This window comes from Pollutimonas nitritireducens (genome assembly GCF_002849615.1).
Lineage (GTDB): Bacteria > Pseudomonadota > Gammaproteobacteria > Burkholderiales > Burkholderiaceae_B > Pollutimonas > Pollutimonas nitritireducens.
Map to the genome: position 1 here is coordinate 37,351 of NZ_PDNV01000001.1, position 15,593 is coordinate 52,943.

14 protein-coding genes are annotated in these 15,593 nt (G+C 58.1%); 5 read left to right on the forward strand and 9 right to left on the reverse strand.

The features are described 5' to 3' along the window. Window positions 1–13: 13 nt before the first annotated feature. The 6 genes from gsiD to CR155_RS00190 all read right to left on the reverse strand — a co-directional run bounded on the left by gsiD (window position 14) and on the right by CR155_RS00190 (window position 7,270). Entirely contained in the window at window positions 14–916 is a 903-nt protein-coding gene (gene gsiD, locus CR155_RS00165) for a glutathione ABC transporter permease GsiD (RefSeq protein WP_102067992.1), read from the reverse strand. A gap of 9 nt (window positions 917–925) precedes the next feature. Next, complete coding sequence (gene gsiC, locus CR155_RS00170) at window positions 926–1,846, reverse strand: glutathione ABC transporter permease GsiC (RefSeq protein ID WP_102067993.1); 921 nt, start codon at window positions 1,844–1,846, stop codon at window positions 926–928. 66 nt (window positions 1,847–1,912) lie between these two features. Next, a complete protein-coding gene (gene gsiB / locus CR155_RS00175; RefSeq protein WP_102067994.1) occupies window positions 1,913–3,460 on the reverse strand; it encodes a glutathione ABC transporter substrate-binding protein GsiB in 1,548 nt (515 codons plus the stop codon). Between the two features lie 19 nt (window positions 3,461–3,479). Further along, the gene (locus CR155_RS00180; protein ID WP_102067995.1) at window positions 3,480–5,378 is read right to left on the reverse strand and encodes a dipeptide ABC transporter ATP-binding protein; all 1,899 of its coding nucleotides are present in this window, start codon (window positions 5,376–5,378) and stop codon (window positions 3,480–3,482) included. 28 nt (window positions 5,379–5,406) lie between these two features. Continuing rightward, complete coding sequence (locus tag CR155_RS00185; RefSeq protein WP_102067996.1) at window positions 5,407–6,369, reverse strand: isoaspartyl peptidase/L-asparaginase family protein; 963 nt, start codon at window positions 6,367–6,369, stop codon at window positions 5,407–5,409. Next, on the reverse strand, window positions 6,362–7,270 hold the full coding sequence (locus CR155_RS00190; protein WP_102067997.1) for a MurR/RpiR family transcriptional regulator: 909 nt from the start codon (window positions 7,268–7,270) through the stop codon (window positions 6,362–6,364). Before CR155_RS00190 ends, CR155_RS00185 begins: the two co-directional genes overlap by 8 nt. A 226-nt stretch (window positions 7,271–7,496) precedes the next feature. Between CR155_RS00190 and CR155_RS00195 the strand changes: the two genes are divergently transcribed. The 5 genes from CR155_RS00195 to CR155_RS00215 all read left to right on the forward strand — a co-directional run bounded on the left by CR155_RS00195 (window position 7,497) and on the right by CR155_RS00215 (window position 12,350). Continuing rightward, a complete protein-coding gene (locus CR155_RS00195; RefSeq protein WP_102067998.1) occupies window positions 7,497–7,877 on the forward strand; it encodes a cupin domain-containing protein in 381 nt (126 codons plus the stop codon). Window positions 7,878–7,965: 88 nt separating this feature from the next. Continuing rightward, window positions 7,966–8,976 (forward strand): Bug family tripartite tricarboxylate transporter substrate binding protein, encoded by a 1,011-nt coding sequence (locus CR155_RS00200; protein ID WP_102067999.1) that lies wholly within the window; start codon window positions 7,966–7,968, stop codon window positions 8,974–8,976. Window positions 8,977–8,986: 10 nt separating this feature from the next. Continuing rightward, entirely contained in the window at window positions 8,987–10,237 is a 1,251-nt protein-coding gene (locus tag CR155_RS00205) for a CaiB/BaiF CoA transferase family protein (protein WP_439650400.1), read from the forward strand. Continuing rightward, complete coding sequence (locus CR155_RS00210; protein ID WP_102068000.1) at window positions 10,234–11,400, forward strand: acyl-CoA dehydrogenase family protein; 1,167 nt, start codon at window positions 10,234–10,236, stop codon at window positions 11,398–11,400. The genes CR155_RS00205 and CR155_RS00210 overlap by 4 nt, the downstream gene beginning before the upstream one ends. A gap of 572 nt (window positions 11,401–11,972) precedes the next feature. Further along, the gene (locus tag CR155_RS00215) at window positions 11,973–12,350 is read left to right on the forward strand and encodes a nuclear transport factor 2 family protein (protein WP_102068001.1); all 378 of its coding nucleotides are present in this window, start codon (window positions 11,973–11,975) and stop codon (window positions 12,348–12,350) included. A gap of 80 nt (window positions 12,351–12,430) precedes the next feature. Here the strand turns inward: CR155_RS00215 and CR155_RS00220 are convergent, their stop codons facing one another. The 3 genes from CR155_RS00220 to CR155_RS21200 form a co-directional block, all read right to left on the reverse strand. After that, window positions 12,431–12,625 (reverse strand): DUF1059 domain-containing protein, encoded by a 195-nt coding sequence (locus CR155_RS00220; RefSeq protein WP_102068002.1) that lies wholly within the window; start codon window positions 12,623–12,625, stop codon window positions 12,431–12,433. A gap of 757 nt (window positions 12,626–13,382) precedes the next feature. Beyond that, window positions 13,383–14,558 carry a CaiB/BaiF CoA transferase family protein gene (locus CR155_RS00225; protein WP_158238222.1) on the reverse strand — a complete coding sequence of 392 codons (1,176 nt, stop codon included), beginning with the start codon at window positions 14,556–14,558 and terminating at the stop codon, window positions 13,383–13,385. A 216-nt stretch (window positions 14,559–14,774) separates the two neighbouring features. After that, window positions 14,775–15,563 carry an IclR family transcriptional regulator gene (locus CR155_RS21200; RefSeq protein WP_102068004.1) on the reverse strand — a complete coding sequence of 263 codons (789 nt, stop codon included), beginning with the start codon at window positions 15,561–15,563 and terminating at the stop codon, window positions 14,775–14,777. Window positions 15,564–15,593 lie beyond the last annotated feature (30 nt).

Consider the following 15,593-nt stretch of genomic DNA (forward strand, 5'->3'; position numbering starts at 1 on the left):
GAATCCACTTTCTTCAACGATCGATCTTTGGATCCAGGGCGTCACGCAAGCCGTCGCCCAACAGGTTGAATGCCAGCACCGTCAGGAAAATGGCCAGCGCCGGAAAGATCGCCACGTGAGGCGCCAAGAGCATATCGGACCGCGCATCATTCAGCATGGCGCCCCATTCCGGAGTAGGCGGTTGCGCCCCCATGCCCAGAAACGACAGGCTGGCCGCAGTGATGATCGACGTACCGATACGCATCGTGCCATAGACGACGATAGGCGAAATGGTCCCCGGCAATATATGACGAAAGATAATCACCGAATCCGGCGCGCCAATACTGCGCATGGCTTCGATGTAAGTCATGTTCTTGATCGCAAGTGTGCTGCCGCGTACAAGGCGGGCGAATGCGGGCACGCTGAACACCGCCACGGCAATGATGACATTGACCATGTTGGAGCCGAGCACCGCCACCACGCCGATGGCCAGCAGAATGCCGGGGAAAGCCAGCAGCACATCGGAAATACGCATAATGATGCGCTCCCACCAGCCTTCGTAATACCCGGCAACGAGGCCCAGTACCGTCCCCACCAGGGCGCCCAGGGCGACGGACACAAAACCGGCTGATAAAGAAATGCGTGCGCCCATCACAACCCGACTGTAGATATCACGGCCCAATGAATCGACCCCCATCCAGTGCGTCCATGATGGCGGCTGGTTCAATGCGTCGTAGTCGAAGAAACCTTCGGGATCGTAGGGAACGATCCAGGGGGCAAAGATGGCGACCAGCACAAGCAGCAGGACAAAGACGCCGGCCCACATGGCCAGTCGCTGCTTGCGGAACTTGCGCCAGAATTCGCGCATGGGCGTACGCACCGGAGCGCTGTCGTGCACGCCACTGTTGGCGGTGTTGAGTGTCGAGGCTTGAGTCATTGCCTGCCCCTATTTGTATCGGATCGTTGGATTGATCATGCCGTAGAGCACATCCACGATCAGGTTGATCAGAATGAATTCCAGCGAAAACAGCAGGATGAGTCCCTGTATGACGGGATAGTCGCGCATGACGACCGAGTCGACCAGCAACATGCCCACGCCCGGCCAGGCGAAGACGGTTTCCACCACGATGGAGCCGCCCAACAGAAAGCCGAACTGCAGACCCATCATCGTCACGACAGGAATCAGGGCATTGCGAAAGGTGTGCTTTACCACGACGATGCGCTCGGACAAGCCTTTCGCTCTGGCGGTGCGTACGTAGTCTTCCTGCATGACTTCCACGAATGCCGCGCGGGTGAAGCGTGCCATTACGGCGGCGACGCCGGCGCCCAAGGTGATGGAGGGCAAGACATAGTGCTGCCAAGTGCTGGCGCCCACCGTGGGAAACCATCCCAGCTGCACTGAAAATATCTGCATCAACACCATGCCCAGCGCGAAGGCCGGAAACGAGATGCCTGAGACGGCTGCGGTCATACCGACGCGGTCGGGCAGGCGGTTGCGCCAGACGGCCGACACCACTCCTATGACGAGGCCAAAGATCACCGACCAGATCATGCTCGTCAACGTCAAGAGCAAAGTGGGCATGAAGCGGTCGCCGATTTCCTGCGACACCGGACGCTTGGTGCGCAAGGAGTTGCCCAGCTCACCGTGCAACAAATTATCAAAATAACGCAGAAACTGTTGAGGCAAGGGCAGGTCGAGACCCAGCTCGTGACGAACCAACGCCACAGTGGTCTCGTCAGCCTCCGGGCCCGCGGCAAGCCTGGCCGGGTCGCCCGGCAGGGCATGCACGAAAAGGAAGACCACTATCGCCACCAGCAGCAGCGTAGGAATCATTCCGAACAATCTTTTTACTATGTATGTGAGCATCTTTGATACGCACTCGGCGAGTGCTGCAGCTTACCGCCGCACTCGCCCGGGCTGCGCTGTTCGCTGTTATGGTTTCAGGTCGACGTCCGAGTACTGGAATGATCCGTCAGGCATTACATAGAAGCCGCTAAGTGTCTTGCTATGAACCGACAACAGCTTGATGGTCGTCAAGAAAGCCCATGGCGCATCGCTCCAGATTTGTTGTTGCGCCGCATCGTACAGCTTGGTCTTTTCCGCCTTGTCAGTCGTCAACAGCGCGTCGGCAATATTCTTATCCACTGCCGGGTTGGAGTAGTAAGCCGTATTGTTGAAGACAGGTGGCCATCCGCTGGTAGCCAGCAAAGGACGCAAGGCCCAGTCAGCCTCTCCGGTAGAGGCGGACCAGCCGGCATAATACATGCGCACCGGCGCCGTCTTCGCGTCTTTCACCTGCTGCACGCGTTGCACTCGCTGGCCCGACTCCAGCAATTCGATCGAAACCTTGATGCCTACCTGGGCCAGTTGCTGCTGCAAAAACTGCACAGCTTTTGCGGACGTGCCATCGTTATACGCCGACCACAAGGTCGTGGAAAAGCCGTCTGGGTAGCCGGCTTCTTTCAAAAGTTGGCGTGCCTTCTTCAGGTCGTAGGGCCAGGGGTCCATCTTCTTGGCATAGTCAACACCCTGCGGCACCACGCCTTGCGATGGGAAAGCATATCCGGCAAAGGCGACCTTGGCCAGTGCCTCTTTGTTGATGGCGTAGTTGACGGCCTGGCGGACCTTGACATTGTCGAATGGCTTGTGCTGCACATTCATGGAAACATAGCGCGCAATGATCGATGGCGCCGCCACGACATTCAGCTTGTCGTTCTTGGACAGGATGGTCGCCTGTTCATAAGGCAGAGGATAGGCAAACTGAGCCTCTCCGGTCTGGACCACGGCAGCACGCGTATTGTTGTCAGTAACCGTGCGGAACGTCAGGCTGTCGACCTTCGGATAGCCTTTTTTCCAGTAGCCGTCGAATTTCTTCACCTTCAAGTATTCGGCCGGCTTCCACTCCACGAACTCGAACGGACCTGTCCCGACCGGGTGGAAGGTAATGTCCTTGCCCCATTTCTTCAGGGCAGTCGGCGAGATCATCATGGCAGACGGGTGCGCGAGCGAATTGATGAAGGCCGAGAACGGCTCTTTCAGGGTGATCTTCACGGTCAGCGGATCGACCACCTGAACGTTCTCGATACGGCTGAATTGGTTATAGCGCGCGAGGCCATTGGAGCGATCCAGGACACGATCCAGATTGGCCTTGACCGCATCGGCATTGAAGTCGGTTCCGTCCTGGAACTTGATGCCGCTGCGCAGCTTGAATGTATAGACCAGGCCATCGGCGCTGGGCTCATAGCTTTCGGCCAGCAATGGCTGAATTTTCAAGTCTTTGTCGAATTGGAAAAGACCTTCGTAATACCCTTTGCCGATGGCCTGCGCCAGGGTCGAATTGGTATTGTAGGGATCCAGCGAGTCCAGCGAAATCTCTACCGCAATGGTGACGTCTTTGGCTGCGAATGCAGCCGTGCCACCCAACATGCCGGCGGCCAGTATGGCTGCCATGACCGAATTTTTGACACTGGGGTATTTCATGAGCGGGTTCTCCAGAAAATTAAAATGAAGCATTGCTTTGGTGCTGCGCTACGTAGTGGCCCCTCGCTACTTCCCGTAAAGGATGCACTTCGGGTTCGTCGCCGACTTTACGAATAGGGCTGGGAATTTCGCCTGTCAACAGCTTGCGATCCAGATGCCGGCGGCTGGGGTCCGCGACCGGCACAGCAGCCATCAGCTTCCTGGTATAAGGGTGCTGCGGGTTCTCGAATATGGCGCGTCGCGGGCCTATTTCCACGATCTGGCCCAAATACATGACAGCTACGCGATGGCTGATGCGTTCCACCACGGCCATGTCGTGGGAGATGAACAAGAAGGCAATGCCCATTTCTTTTTGCAAGTCGATCAGTAAATTTATGATTTGTGCCTGAATGGACACATCCAGCGCAGAAACGGACTCATCGGCAATAACGACTTTGGGACTCATGGCCAGCGCCCGGGCAATACAAATGCGTTGACGCTGACCACCCGAAAATTCATGCGGGTAACGTTGCGCCGCATCCCGGGGCAAGCCGACCTTTTCCAGCAGATATGCCATGCGCTCCTGCGCAGCCTTGTTGGACAGGACCTTATGAATCAACAATGGCTCGATGATGGAATAGCCCACCGTTACGCGAGGATCCAATGAAGCAAACGGGTCCTGAAAAATGAATTGGATATTACGGCGCAGCGTTTGCAACGCGGGGCCCTCCAGGTCATTGATCTGCTGGCCGTCGAATTCGATCTGGCCGCCCTGCGTCTGCACCAGGCGCAGCAATGACCGGCCAGTGGTCGACTTTCCGCAACCCGATTCGCCGACCAGCGCCAACGTTTCACCGGGAAACAAGTCAAAGCTCACTTTCTCGACAGCATGCACGCGGCGCGTGACGCGTCCGAAGACGCCGGTACGGATATCGAAGCGGGTGGATAAGTCGCGGACCCGAAGAATGGGGTTGGCGCCCGATGCGGCCGGCGGCACAACAATGGCCGATTCCCGGGCATGCCTGGCTACGTGTTCGCCCACGGCGCTGGTGGTTGTGGGCACCGGGAAATGCTCGGGCTCGTCGGTTCCGTGCATGGAGCCCAGGCGAGGCACCGCCGCCAGCAAGGCCTGCGTGTAGGCATGTTGCGGCCTGGCAAATATTTGCTCGGCTGTGCCCGACTCAACGCTATCACCACGCAGCATCACCAAGACGCGGTCCGCCACCTCTGCCACGACGCCCATGTCATGGGTGATGAAGATGACGCCCATGTTCATCTCGCGCTGCAGCTCGCGGATCAGTTGCAGGATCTGCGCCTGTATCGTCACATCCAGGGCTGTAGTAGGTTCATCGGCAATCAGCAAGGCCGGCTTGCACGCCAGCGCCATTGCAATCATTACCCGTTGTCGCATTCCGCCCGAAAGTTGATGCGGATAACGGCCCAGCGCGTTCCTGGCATCCGGTATACGCACCTGGTCCAGCATCTGCAAGGCCTTTGCCAGCGCCTCGCCCTGGCTCAATCCTTGATGAAGACGGATGGATTCAGCTATTTGCTCACCCACTGTAAATATGGGATTCAGCGACGTCATCGGCTCCTGGAAGATCATCGCCATGTCGGCGCCGCGCACACTGCGTAATACTTTGCCGGAGGCTGTTGCCATGTTCACGACAGTTCCGTTGCGGCGACGAAAACTTATCTGACCGTTCGTTATCCGGCCGCCGCCATATTCCACCAGCCGCATGAGCGCCAGTGAGGTCACGGATTTGCCGGAACCCGATTCGCCCACGATGGCCAGCGTTTCGCTGCGGTCCACGTGGAAAGAGAGATTCTTGACAGCGTCGATTGTGCGCTCGGCGCCTTTGAACTGAACACTCAGGTTTTGGACTTGCAGTACACGATGGTCTGCCAGTATTTGATCGGTGTCGAACTTCGCCTTCATTGGCTGGTTTCATCCATAAAAAAACGTGTCACTGCGCATGTATGGCGACAATGGGCGACTGGCCCGGGTAGATATAGCCGCGATACATGCCTTCGGTGTTGAAGGGCATGGTCACATGACCTTGCGCATCGACCGCAATCAAGCCGCCCGAGCCGCCGATTTTCGACAGTTTTTCATGTACGACGCTTTCCGCGGCGTCGACGAGGGTAGCGCCCCCGTATTCCATCTGTGCCGATACATCGTAGGCCGCGACCAGGCGTATGAAAGCTTCGCCGGTGCCTGTGGTGGATACCGCACAGCTGCGGTTGTTGGCATAGCAACCGGCGCCCACCAGCGGAGCATCACCCACGCGACCGGGCTGCTTGTTGGTCATGCCGCCGGTCGACGTTGCCGCCGCCAGATTGCCATGGCTATCTAGCGCCACCGCGCCCACTGTTCCCAGCTTGCGCCGTTCGTCCAGCGGCGCGAAGCTGAGCGCCTGCGCATCGTGGTCCAGCAGCATTTCGCCTGATCCGGACCGCTGCACCTGTTCCAGCTGTTCGCGCCTGGCAGGAGTGGAAAAGAAACTGGGGTCAACCAGTTCCAGCCCGTGACTACGTGCGAAGTTTTCTGCACCCTCGCCTACGAAGAAGACATGGGCGCTGTTTTCCATGACCGCCTTGGCTGCGAGCACTGGATTTCGGACGATCGTTACATTGGCGACGGCGCCGCTATCCAGCGTCGCGCCGTCCATAATGGAGGCATCCAGCTCGTGCTTGCCTTCGCTGGTAAAGACAGCGCCATGGCCTGCGTTGAACAACGGGCACTCTTCCAGCAACCGCACTGCTTCGGCAACGGTATCCACGGCTGTTGCCCCTTGCGCCAGCATGGCGCCGGCACTCTCCAGAATATGCGCCAGAGCGGCCTCGTATTGCTGGCGAAGTTCCGGCGTTGTCTTTGCCCGCGATATCGCGCCGGCGCCGCCATGGATAGCCAGGACCGGCTCAATCATTATTTTTCTCCCTATAAATCAGCCACGGCATCACTGACTCCGTCAGTAAGGCGGCCGTCGTCAACGAATCCTTGGATTGATGGGCGACCGCGGCGGAAAGCGCTTCGATCATGCCCAGTGCCGCCGTTTCCGAATTCGACAGAAATTGCCGCTGGCTGTGAGCATACAAACAAATGTCGGCCATCGGAGCAAGCGGCGAGGTTGGCTTATCGGTAATGGCCAACAACGGAATTCCGTTTGCCTTCGCGGCTTTTGCCAGCGTAACGGTATCGGCCAAGTAACGTGGAAAGGCAATCGCGATGACCAGATCGCCAGGCTTTATCCGAGACAGTTCGCGCGCGGCATGCGACACCCCACCCGGCCCCGCCAGGCACTCGACCATTGGGCAATGCAGGCTTAGGCCACGCTGCAACAAGCCGCCCAGAAAACCACTTGAACCAAAGCCGATAATGAAGATGCGTTGCGCGCCCAGCACTGCCTGCACCGCCTTTTCGCATTGTTCGGCGCTTAGCGACAGGCGGGTGAGCTCGGAGTTGCGCTGGTCTTCGTACAAGGACGAGGCAAAGACATCGAAGCTGCTGGCCGAGCGTGTCAACTCCAGTCGCAGGCGCTCGATGGGCTCCAGCGCCTCTTCAAAGCGCTGCGCCAACTGCGCCCGGAACTGTGCGTAGCCTGGCAAGCCAAGCGCCCGGGCGAATCGATTGGCCGTGGCAATGGAAACATTGCATTCTTGCGCGAATTCGTCGATAGACATAATGGCGACTTTGAACGGCCGGGCCAGGACATAATCGGCCATACGGCGGTGTGAGGCACTAAGCGTGGGCATGGATTGCGCGATGCGCTCCACCACCGAAAAAGATGACGCAGCATCTGCCGCAGCAGGTAGGGATTGCTCGTTCATAACGCCTTGGAAGGGCGCCACCAGAGAAACAAGGGCGGCAGTGAAATGTGTAAGTTAATTTACACCGGATAGAACATCATGAAAATTAATTTTCATAGGGAATAACCCTTGTCCTTACGTTTCTCTACCGCTACACCCTCGGGCCATCGCTTCATTCCGTGCAAACCCTAGTTGCGCCTGCATTTCATATGTGTAAAATTCTTTTCATACACAGGAAAATATCATTATGTCCAAACCCTCTTGGATCGTCCGCGAATCCGACGTCGCCGGCTACTCCCCGGCCAATCACAGCGGCACCGTCAATCGTCGTCTCATCAGCCGCGAAACCGTCGGCGCGCAGCACGTTGAGGTGCTGGTCGGCACCATTGAAAAAAACCAGGGCGCGCATCCTCACGCACACCCCGGCATAGAACAAGTATGCTACTTGCTGTCAGGCTCCGCCATCGTCGAAGTCGATGGCGAGCGTGGCGAATTGCTGCCTGGCGATTGCTGCTATTTTCCACCCGACAAGAAGCATGTCTTCACCGTCACCAGCGACGAACCCGCGCGCTTGCTGGTTATTTACTCGCCGCCTTACGAAGAAAATCCTGATCGCGTTATCCGCTAAGCCAGGGCATCGCGTTCTTAAGCACCCTATTTGTTACACCCCACACAACAACAGCCGCTCATTCAGTGCGGCCACGGAGACTCCCCAAATGAACGTATTCCTGAACCATAACGCGTCGCCCCGCGCCACCGCTCCCCGTTCGCCCAAGCGCCTGTTGGGCGCTTCCTTGCTGGGCCTGGCGCTGTGTGCCACCAGCGCCCTGGCCGCCTATCCTGAAAAACCCATCAACCTGATCGTTCCCTTCCCGGCCGGATCGGGCACCGACGCGGTCGGGCGGATTTTTGCCGACGAATTGGGCAAACTGCTGGGCCAGACCGTCATCGTGGAAAACAAGCCGGGCGCCAACGCCACAATTGCCGCCAACTACGTGGCCAAGGCCAAGCCCGATGGCTACACCCTGTTTGTCACGACCAATACCTCGCACTCGGCCGCCCCCTGGCTGATGAAGAATGTTTCCTACGATCCGGTCAAAGACTTCACCCCCATCGCGCGTGGCGGCAACCTTCCGTTCCTGCTGGTCACCAATCCCTCCAAACCGTATAAGACGGTTAAAGAACTGATCGATTACGCCAAGGCTCATCCGGGCAACGTCACCTACGCGACCGGCAACAGCACCGGCATCGTGGCCGGCGGCACGCTGGGCTCGGTCGCTGGCATCGACATCCTGCACATCCCTTACAAAGGCACGCCACAAGCACTGACCGACTTGGTCGGCGGGCAGGTCGATTTCATGTTCACCGATTTCACCTCGGGCATGCCTTTTGTGAAATCAGGCCGCCTGCACGCCATGGCCGTGTCGACCGCCAAGCGCAGTGACCTCGTCCCCGACCTGCCGTCCATGGAAGAAGCCGGCGTCCCCAACTTCGACATCAATTCCTGGAACGGGTATTTCGGTCCGGCCGGCATGTCGCCCGACATCGTGAAGGTGCTCAACACCGCCATCAACAAGATCGTCAGTGATCCGGCCACCAAGAAACGCCTGGCCGATCTGGGATTCGACGCTTTCAGCGGCACACCGGAAGAGTTCGCCACGTTCGTGCAGGATCAGTACGTGCTTTGGGGCAACCTGATCAAGGCTGCCAAAATCGCTCCACAATAATGGTATTCATGTGACTACAGTCCACGCTTCCGCGGGTCCGCTCGAAGGTATACGCATACTTGATCTCAGTTCCGTGGTCATGGGTCCGTACGCCACGCAAATCCTGGGCGACCTGGGCGCCGACGTGATCAAGCTGGAGTCGCCCACGGGCGACAACATGCGGGCAGTCGGCCCCATGCGCAACCCCGGCATGGGCGCCATCTACCTGCACCTGAACCGCAACAAGCGCTCGATCGTGCTCGACCTGAAAACGCCGGAGGGCCGGCAGGCCTGCCTGGACGTGGCCAAGACGGTCGATGTGCTGCTGTACAACGTGCGGCCCCAGGCCATGGCGCGGCTGGGGCTAAGCTATGAAGACCTCGCAAACGCCAACCCCAAGCTGGTCTACGTGGGCGCCTATGGTTTCGGCAGCAACGGTCCGTATGCCGGCAAGCCCGCATACGACGATCTGATCCAAGGCATGACCGCCATTGCGTCCCTTTACCAGCAGAACTCCGGCGACGTCCCGCGCTACGCGCCACTTACCCTGGCGGATCGCGCCGTTGGCATGCAAGTGGCCATTGCGATGCTGGCCGGGGTGATACAGGCCCGCGCCTCGGGCCAGGGCCAGGCCATCGAAGTTCCTATGTTCGAAGCCATGGCGCAGCTGGTGCTGGGCGACCATCTGGGCGGCGAAACCTTCAGCCCGGCCGAAGGCTCCACCGGCTACGCCCGCCTGCTCGTGCCCTACCGAAGGCCCTATGCCACGGCCAACGGCTATGTCAGCGTTCTGATCTACAACGACAAGCACTGGTCCCGCTTTTTCGAGATCATCGGGCGCAGCGACCTGCTGCAAGACCCCCGCTTCAGCACCCACACCGCCCGGGCCCAGCATATTGATGAAGCCTACTGCTTCGTGTCGGAAACCCTGGCCACCAACACCAGCGAATACTGGCTGCAGGCCTTCAACGCGGCCGACATCCCCTCGGCTCCCCTGTACTGCGTCGATGACCTTATCGCCGATCCGCACTTGAAACAAGTCGGCATGCTGAAAGACCTGCAACACCCTTCCGAGGGAGCAATACGGTCTCCTGCACCGGTAGGCAATTATTCGCGAACGCCCCTGAGCATACGTCGCAATGCGCCGCGCCTTGGCGAGCACACAGAAGAAGTACTGCGCGAAGCGGGGCTGGCCGACACCGCCATCGACAGCGTGACGGGGACTAGGCCAACAGACACAACAGACACAACAGACACAACAGACAATGGGAAGTTACCGTGAGTTTCGTATTGACAGAAGATCGCAAGGCATTGATTGCCGGGGTTGAAGCCCTGTGTGAGCAGTATCCCAATGACTATTGGCTGGAGCGCGACCGCGACGGCGAATATCCGCATGCATTTCATCGCGACCTGGCCAAGGCCGGATGGCTGGGCATCGCCATGCCCGAAGAGTACGGCGGATCGGGATTGGGCATGACCGAAGCCGCGCTCATGATGCACACGATATCGCGTTCCGGTGCCGGGTTTTCCGGTGCATCGGCCGTGCACATGAACATTTTCGGCCTGAACCCAGTGGTAGTGTTCGGCTCGGCCGAGCAACGCACGAAGGCGCTGCCGCCCCTGATCAGCGGTGAGCATAAAGCCTGTTTCGCCGTAACCGAACCCGATGCCGGACTGGACACCACCAAGCTGACCACCCGCGCCGTGCGCGATGGCGACCATTACGTGGTGCACGGCCGCAAGATCTGGATCTCCACGGCGCAAGTAGCCAACAAGATGCTCCTGCTGGCGCGCACGACGCCCCTGTCGGACGTGAAGAAGCCCACGCAAGGCTTGTCGCTGTTTTATACCGACCTGGACCGAAACACGATCGAAGTGCGCGAAATCGAGAAGATGGGCCGCAAGTGCGTGGATTCGAACATGCTGTTCATCGACGGCCTGCGGATTCCGGTGACGGATCGCATCGGCGATGAAGGCGAAGGCTTCAAGTACATCCTGCATGGCTTGAACCCGGAGCGCATCCTGATCGCCGCCGAAGCCGTTGGACTGGGCCGAGCGGCGCTGGATCGTGCGGTGGAGTATGCGAAAGAGCGCGTGGTGTTCGGCCGCGCCATTGGGCAGAACCAGGGCGTGCAGCATCCGCTGGCACAGGCATGGATGCAGCTGGAAGCGGCCGACCTGATGGTGCAGAAGGCGGCGTATCTGTACGACGAGGGCCTGCCCTGCGGCGAGTACGCGAATTCGGCCAAGTATCTGGCGGCGGAGGCGGCGTTCAATGCATGCCAGACAGCTATCTTGACGCTGGGCGGCATGGGATACGCGAAGGAATACCACGTGGAACGATATTTGCGGGAAAGTTTCATTCCCCGGATCGCGCCGGTGAGTCCACAGTTGATTATGTGTTTTATTGCGGAGAAGGTGCTGGGACTACCCAAGTCGTATTAGGCGGCTGGCGCCGCCTGGAGCCTGGTTCTTTACGCGGCGTTGCGGATTGGTGATGTGATGCTGCTTTCGTTGCTGAGGGGTTTGTTGGGCGAGATGATGCTTTCTTGACCGGCGACGGGGGCAGGGGGCGGGGGCGGCTCAATGCGTTTGCGGTCCCGTGCTCCGCCCGGGACGAACCGTGCCAATCTGCAGCTCGGGGCGCCCGCGAACTCACGGAACGGACAGCCACTGGCTGTCCGTAAGCGTCCCGTTCGAACAGCGCGGGCTTGGATCCCCGAGCCGCAGATTGACACGGCGCACGCATACTTCGCCGCCCCCGCCCCCTGCCCCCGTCGCCTTGATGTGAAGGCATGCGAAGTGGCCTATTCAAGTGTGTGGGTTGGATATCTTGCGGGCTGCCCATTTGGCTACCAGTGGTGATTCGGGTCAGTCAAAGGCGTAACATCACTTGTATGTCATCTTGTATGTCACGGACATTCCAATGGGACGCTTGAACATGAATTCAGGAGGATGAATTGAACGCCTCCCGCTGTGAGCGGTAGCAGACCTTGACGAAGGATGGAGGTGGAGTCATGAGCGGAACCATCACAGTTGCAACGCTGAAGGAGTTCCTCGCTGCGTTCAACGCGCACGATCTCGATGCAATCATGGAGTTTTTCTCTGATGACTGTGAATTGTGCATGCCGCGAGGGAAAGAGCCGTGGGGCACCCGCTACGTTGGCAAACCTGCCGTTCGAGAAGGTCTCGCGGGCCGATTCGCCGGCGTTCCCGACGTTCACTATGGCGAAGACAGCCACTGGGTGGCTGATAACCTCGGCGTCTCAACCTGGTTGCTCAGCGGCACGACCAAGGCGGGCGAGCTGATTCGTGTTCGTGGTGTCGATCTTCTGGAGTTTCGCAATGGGAAGATCGCCAAAAAGGACTCGTACTGGAAGATCATCGAAAAATGAAACGGTGGTCGCCGGGGAATGCACCCACCAGCGAGAGCGCGCGGCCTCGTTGTTGCGAACGGCCGCGCTTGTCGCCGCGCCTAGTTCGGCGGGCTACCCTCTTTGATTGATTTCTGAACCTCCTGCCTGAGTTCTGGCGTATCCGTGTGGCCATGCACCGCCACGGCGTGCTGTACAGCGGCTTCCACCAGCTCTTTTTCTGAGTCTGCGGATATTGCTATTGAGCAATTCATTTCGCTGGGAAAGCTGCGGCAGTCAACATATTTGCGGGCCATAACGCCTCCTGATAAATATTTATTTGCCGGGTGCTTTTACCAAAAAGCCTGGTTACGGCAAGAAAACACCGAATACCTGCCGCTGTTAAATTTTAGGCGTGCTCAGTTCGTCATGTGCAGCTTTTTTTGCAACAGACCCGCTGCACGCCGGCGCTCGGCACCAAGCCCTGCACCACTATGTGAAGTTGCCCGGTTTCCACGTACAGCGAGAAGACGGTAGTTTCTTGTTAACGTAGAACGGAAATGAAAGAAGGCAAAGTACTCAAACGCCAATATACGCAGGAATACAAATTGGAATCCGCGCGTCTGGCACAATCGGTCGGGGTAACGAGGCGGCGCGCCGCCTTGGCCTGCCTTCTACCACGCTGGGCAACTGGAAGCGGCTGCTCGAGAACAACGCCGTATCGCCCGGCGATACGAGCGCGAGCGCACTGATTAGCCCCAGCGTCCGGTTTCGGAGCTGGAAGCCGAGAATAGTCGTCTGCGCAAGTGGTCGGCCAGTGCCAGGCTGGACGTTGAAATTTTGTGAAAAGCCACGGCGTACTTCTCCAAAGGATTACGGTGAGGTACGCCTGGATTGAGACGCAGCGCGCGGAACCGTTACGGTTAACGGTTCCGCGCTGAAGGCCGGCGATGCACTAAAGCTAGTGACGAGCCGCGGGTTATCGCCTCGGGCGCTGACGATGCCGAAATTCTGCTATTCGATTTGCCACTTGGTGGCTAAGGCGAAACGGTCAATAGATCTTCCGCACTAGGCTCAGATGACTCCGTCGCGTCGCAACTGGGCGATTGACTCAGCGCCATAGTTCAGTTCTTTCAGAACCGTCTCGGTGTGCTGTCCGAACCTAGGCGGCGGACTGGTTAGCCGGGGGCCATCTTCGCGGAAAATGAACCCCGCACCCGGGACGCGTACGCCAGCCGGTATATCTTCGGCAGCAATTTCCTGTAAAAAGCCCCGTTCGGCGAGCTGCGGCAGCATACTGGCTTCTTCCAGGGTTCTAACCCGGGAACTTGGCACCCGGACAGCGGCAAGCGCTTCCTCCCATTCTTCGGCGGTGCGTGTGAGCATTACTTCTTGCAGGGCAGAGCGCATCTTGGAAGCGTTGTCCCAAAGGTCCTGCCACGATTCTAAGTTGCAAAATTCCGGATGTTCCAGGAACCCCCAAAGCCGATTGTTCTGTTTAATGTTATAGGCGCCCAACTGAAGATATCCATTCTTCGTAAGGTAGCAATCTAAGCCCGCTTCGCGCGGCGTGGGCTTTTTAGGCCCCGCGTAGTTATCGGCAACCAGAGCCGGCCCTATCATGGTCAGCGCGGTGTCCAACATAGCGCAGTCAATGTATTGACCTTTGCCGGAACGCTCTCGGTGAAGCAATGCACTTGCAATCGCAAAAGCAGCGTTAAGGCCGGTTGCATAATCAATGAAAGGCGCACCCGGCATGACGGGATGATCCGCACCCGCCGTCGTCTTCATCACAATTCCGGCCATACTTTGGATAACGGGGTCATAGGCCGTTCGCGTCGCCCACGGACCGGCTTGCCCGAAAGCGGTGATGGAACAGTAGACGATCTTGGGATTGATAGCTTTGATCTCATCATAGCCAAGCCCTAGCGCGGGGAAAGCGCCTGCCCGGTAGTTCTCGATCACAACGTCCGCGTCCTTGACCAATTGCTTGAGAATCCGTTTTCCAGCCTCGCTTTTCAAGTTCAATGTGATGGCACGCTTATTGCCATTTTGCGCTAAATAATTCATTCCCATGCGCGCGTCATTCATTGACGGAACCGGACCGCGCGCTCTGACGGGATCTGGCCAGTCAGGTGGTTCTATTTTCATCACGTCGGCGCCAAGCAGTGCAAGTTGGTAGCCGCAGTATGGGCCCGCGAGCACATGCGTCATGTCTAAAACCTTAAAGCCCTCAAAGGGACGCCCCATCTCCATCTCCAGTTATACGCCACTGAACTAACAACGACTAACAGGCACAATTTGCACTGATTTCTTCATTAGTAGGGCACGCTTGTAGGTGGCATCCATCTTAATTGCCGGGCCCGCTCTCGTTTCTTTCAGGGCCGGGGCCTTATACCCGTGTTTCCATATGATGGAAATACAATGCAACGCAGCACGCGTTGAGCATCCGTAACTTGCGGCAAGTTATTTTGAGAGGGCTTTGGTCAGCTTTACATTTTGCTGCGTAATTGCAATTGCTTCATGCCGCAGTAGTTCGACGGTTCGGCGTATTTTCTCATTCGTGAAGGCCTCCGTCGCGGTCATCGCGCTCAGCGACGCGAAGGCGACCCCTGCTGGATTCAAAATTGGCACGCTGACCGATGTGACTCCGTTCGCCACATCGCCTTTATGGAAGCCGAAGCCACAACGCCGGGAGCGGCGGTAAACATGCAGATAGTTTGACAGATAGGGATCGGCACGGAGGCGGGCGTGATCAATATTGGAAGACACTATCCTCTGCTGTTCCTCTATAGGCAGGCCGATGAGCATCGCGTTGCCCATAGCCGCATATATTAGCGGGCGACGCATCCCGGGCCTGGACTTTAGCCGGACACTTGAAAAACCCGCACTATCGACACAAACGCAGGTATCGCCCGACCTTAGCGCCAGAAAAACCTGGGTATGACTGCATGCGGCAAGGTAGTCTAGGTGTTTGCGACAGGCTGACTGAAAGGCAAAATGCAAGGGCAAGGTGAGCGCTAAATCGTAAAGCAAGGGGCCCGGAACGTAGCGCCTATCGTCTTCCCTCTGTTTAACCAGCCACAGCGAAATCAGCGATGACAGAATTCGATGCGTAGTGGGGTTGCTGAGATCGCAATAGCTGGCCAGATCCGTCAAGCGCCAACCAAATTGTGGCCGATCCGCGATGGTCGTGAGTAAGGCTACAGCGCGTTCAATCGCCTGGGTGCCGGTCGTGGGTTTCGTTTCCTGCATGTTGGTGCTATTCCCTCAAGGTCCGCAGCA

Bases quoted from the DNA above. Each gene is read 5' to 3' on its own strand.
- CR155_RS00220 (WP_102068002.1), bottom strand. From the start codon at position 12,625: ATGGCCCGCAAATATGTTGACTGCCGCAGCTTTCCCAGCGAAATGAAT.
- CR155_RS00185 (WP_102067996.1), bottom strand. From the start codon at position 6,369: ATGATTGAGCCGGTCCTGGCTATCCATGGCGGCGCCGGCGCGATATCG.
- gsiC (WP_102067993.1), bottom strand. From the start codon at position 1,846: ATGCTCACATACATAGTAAAAAGATTGTTCGGAATGATTCCTACGCTG.
- gsiB (WP_102067994.1), bottom strand. From the start codon at position 3,460: ATGAAATACCCCAGTGTCAAAAATTCGGTCATGGCAGCCATACTGGCC.
- gsiD (WP_102067992.1), bottom strand. From the start codon at position 916: ATGACTCAAGCCTCGACACTCAACACCGCCAACAGTGGCGTGCACGAC.
- CR155_RS00190 (WP_102067997.1), bottom strand. From the start codon at position 7,270: ATGAACGAGCAATCCCTACCTGCTGCGGCAGATGCTGCGTCATCTTTT.
- CR155_RS21200 (WP_102068004.1), bottom strand. From the start codon at position 15,563: ATGCAGGAAACGAAACCCACGACCGGCACCCAGGCGATTGAACGCGCT.
- CR155_RS00180 (WP_102067995.1), bottom strand. From the start codon at position 5,378: ATGAAGGCGAAGTTCGACACCGATCAAATACTGGCAGACCATCGTGTA.
- CR155_RS00225 (WP_158238222.1), bottom strand. From the start codon at position 14,558: ATGGGGCGTCCCTTTGAGGGCTTTAAGGTTTTAGACATGACGCATGTG.
- CR155_RS00200 (WP_102067999.1), top strand. From the start codon at position 7,966: ATGAACGTATTCCTGAACCATAACGCGTCGCCCCGCGCCACCGCTCCC.
- CR155_RS00215 (WP_102068001.1), top strand. From the start codon at position 11,973: ATGAGCGGAACCATCACAGTTGCAACGCTGAAGGAGTTCCTCGCTGCG.
- CR155_RS00195 (WP_102067998.1), top strand. From the start codon at position 7,497: ATGTCCAAACCCTCTTGGATCGTCCGCGAATCCGACGTCGCCGGCTAC.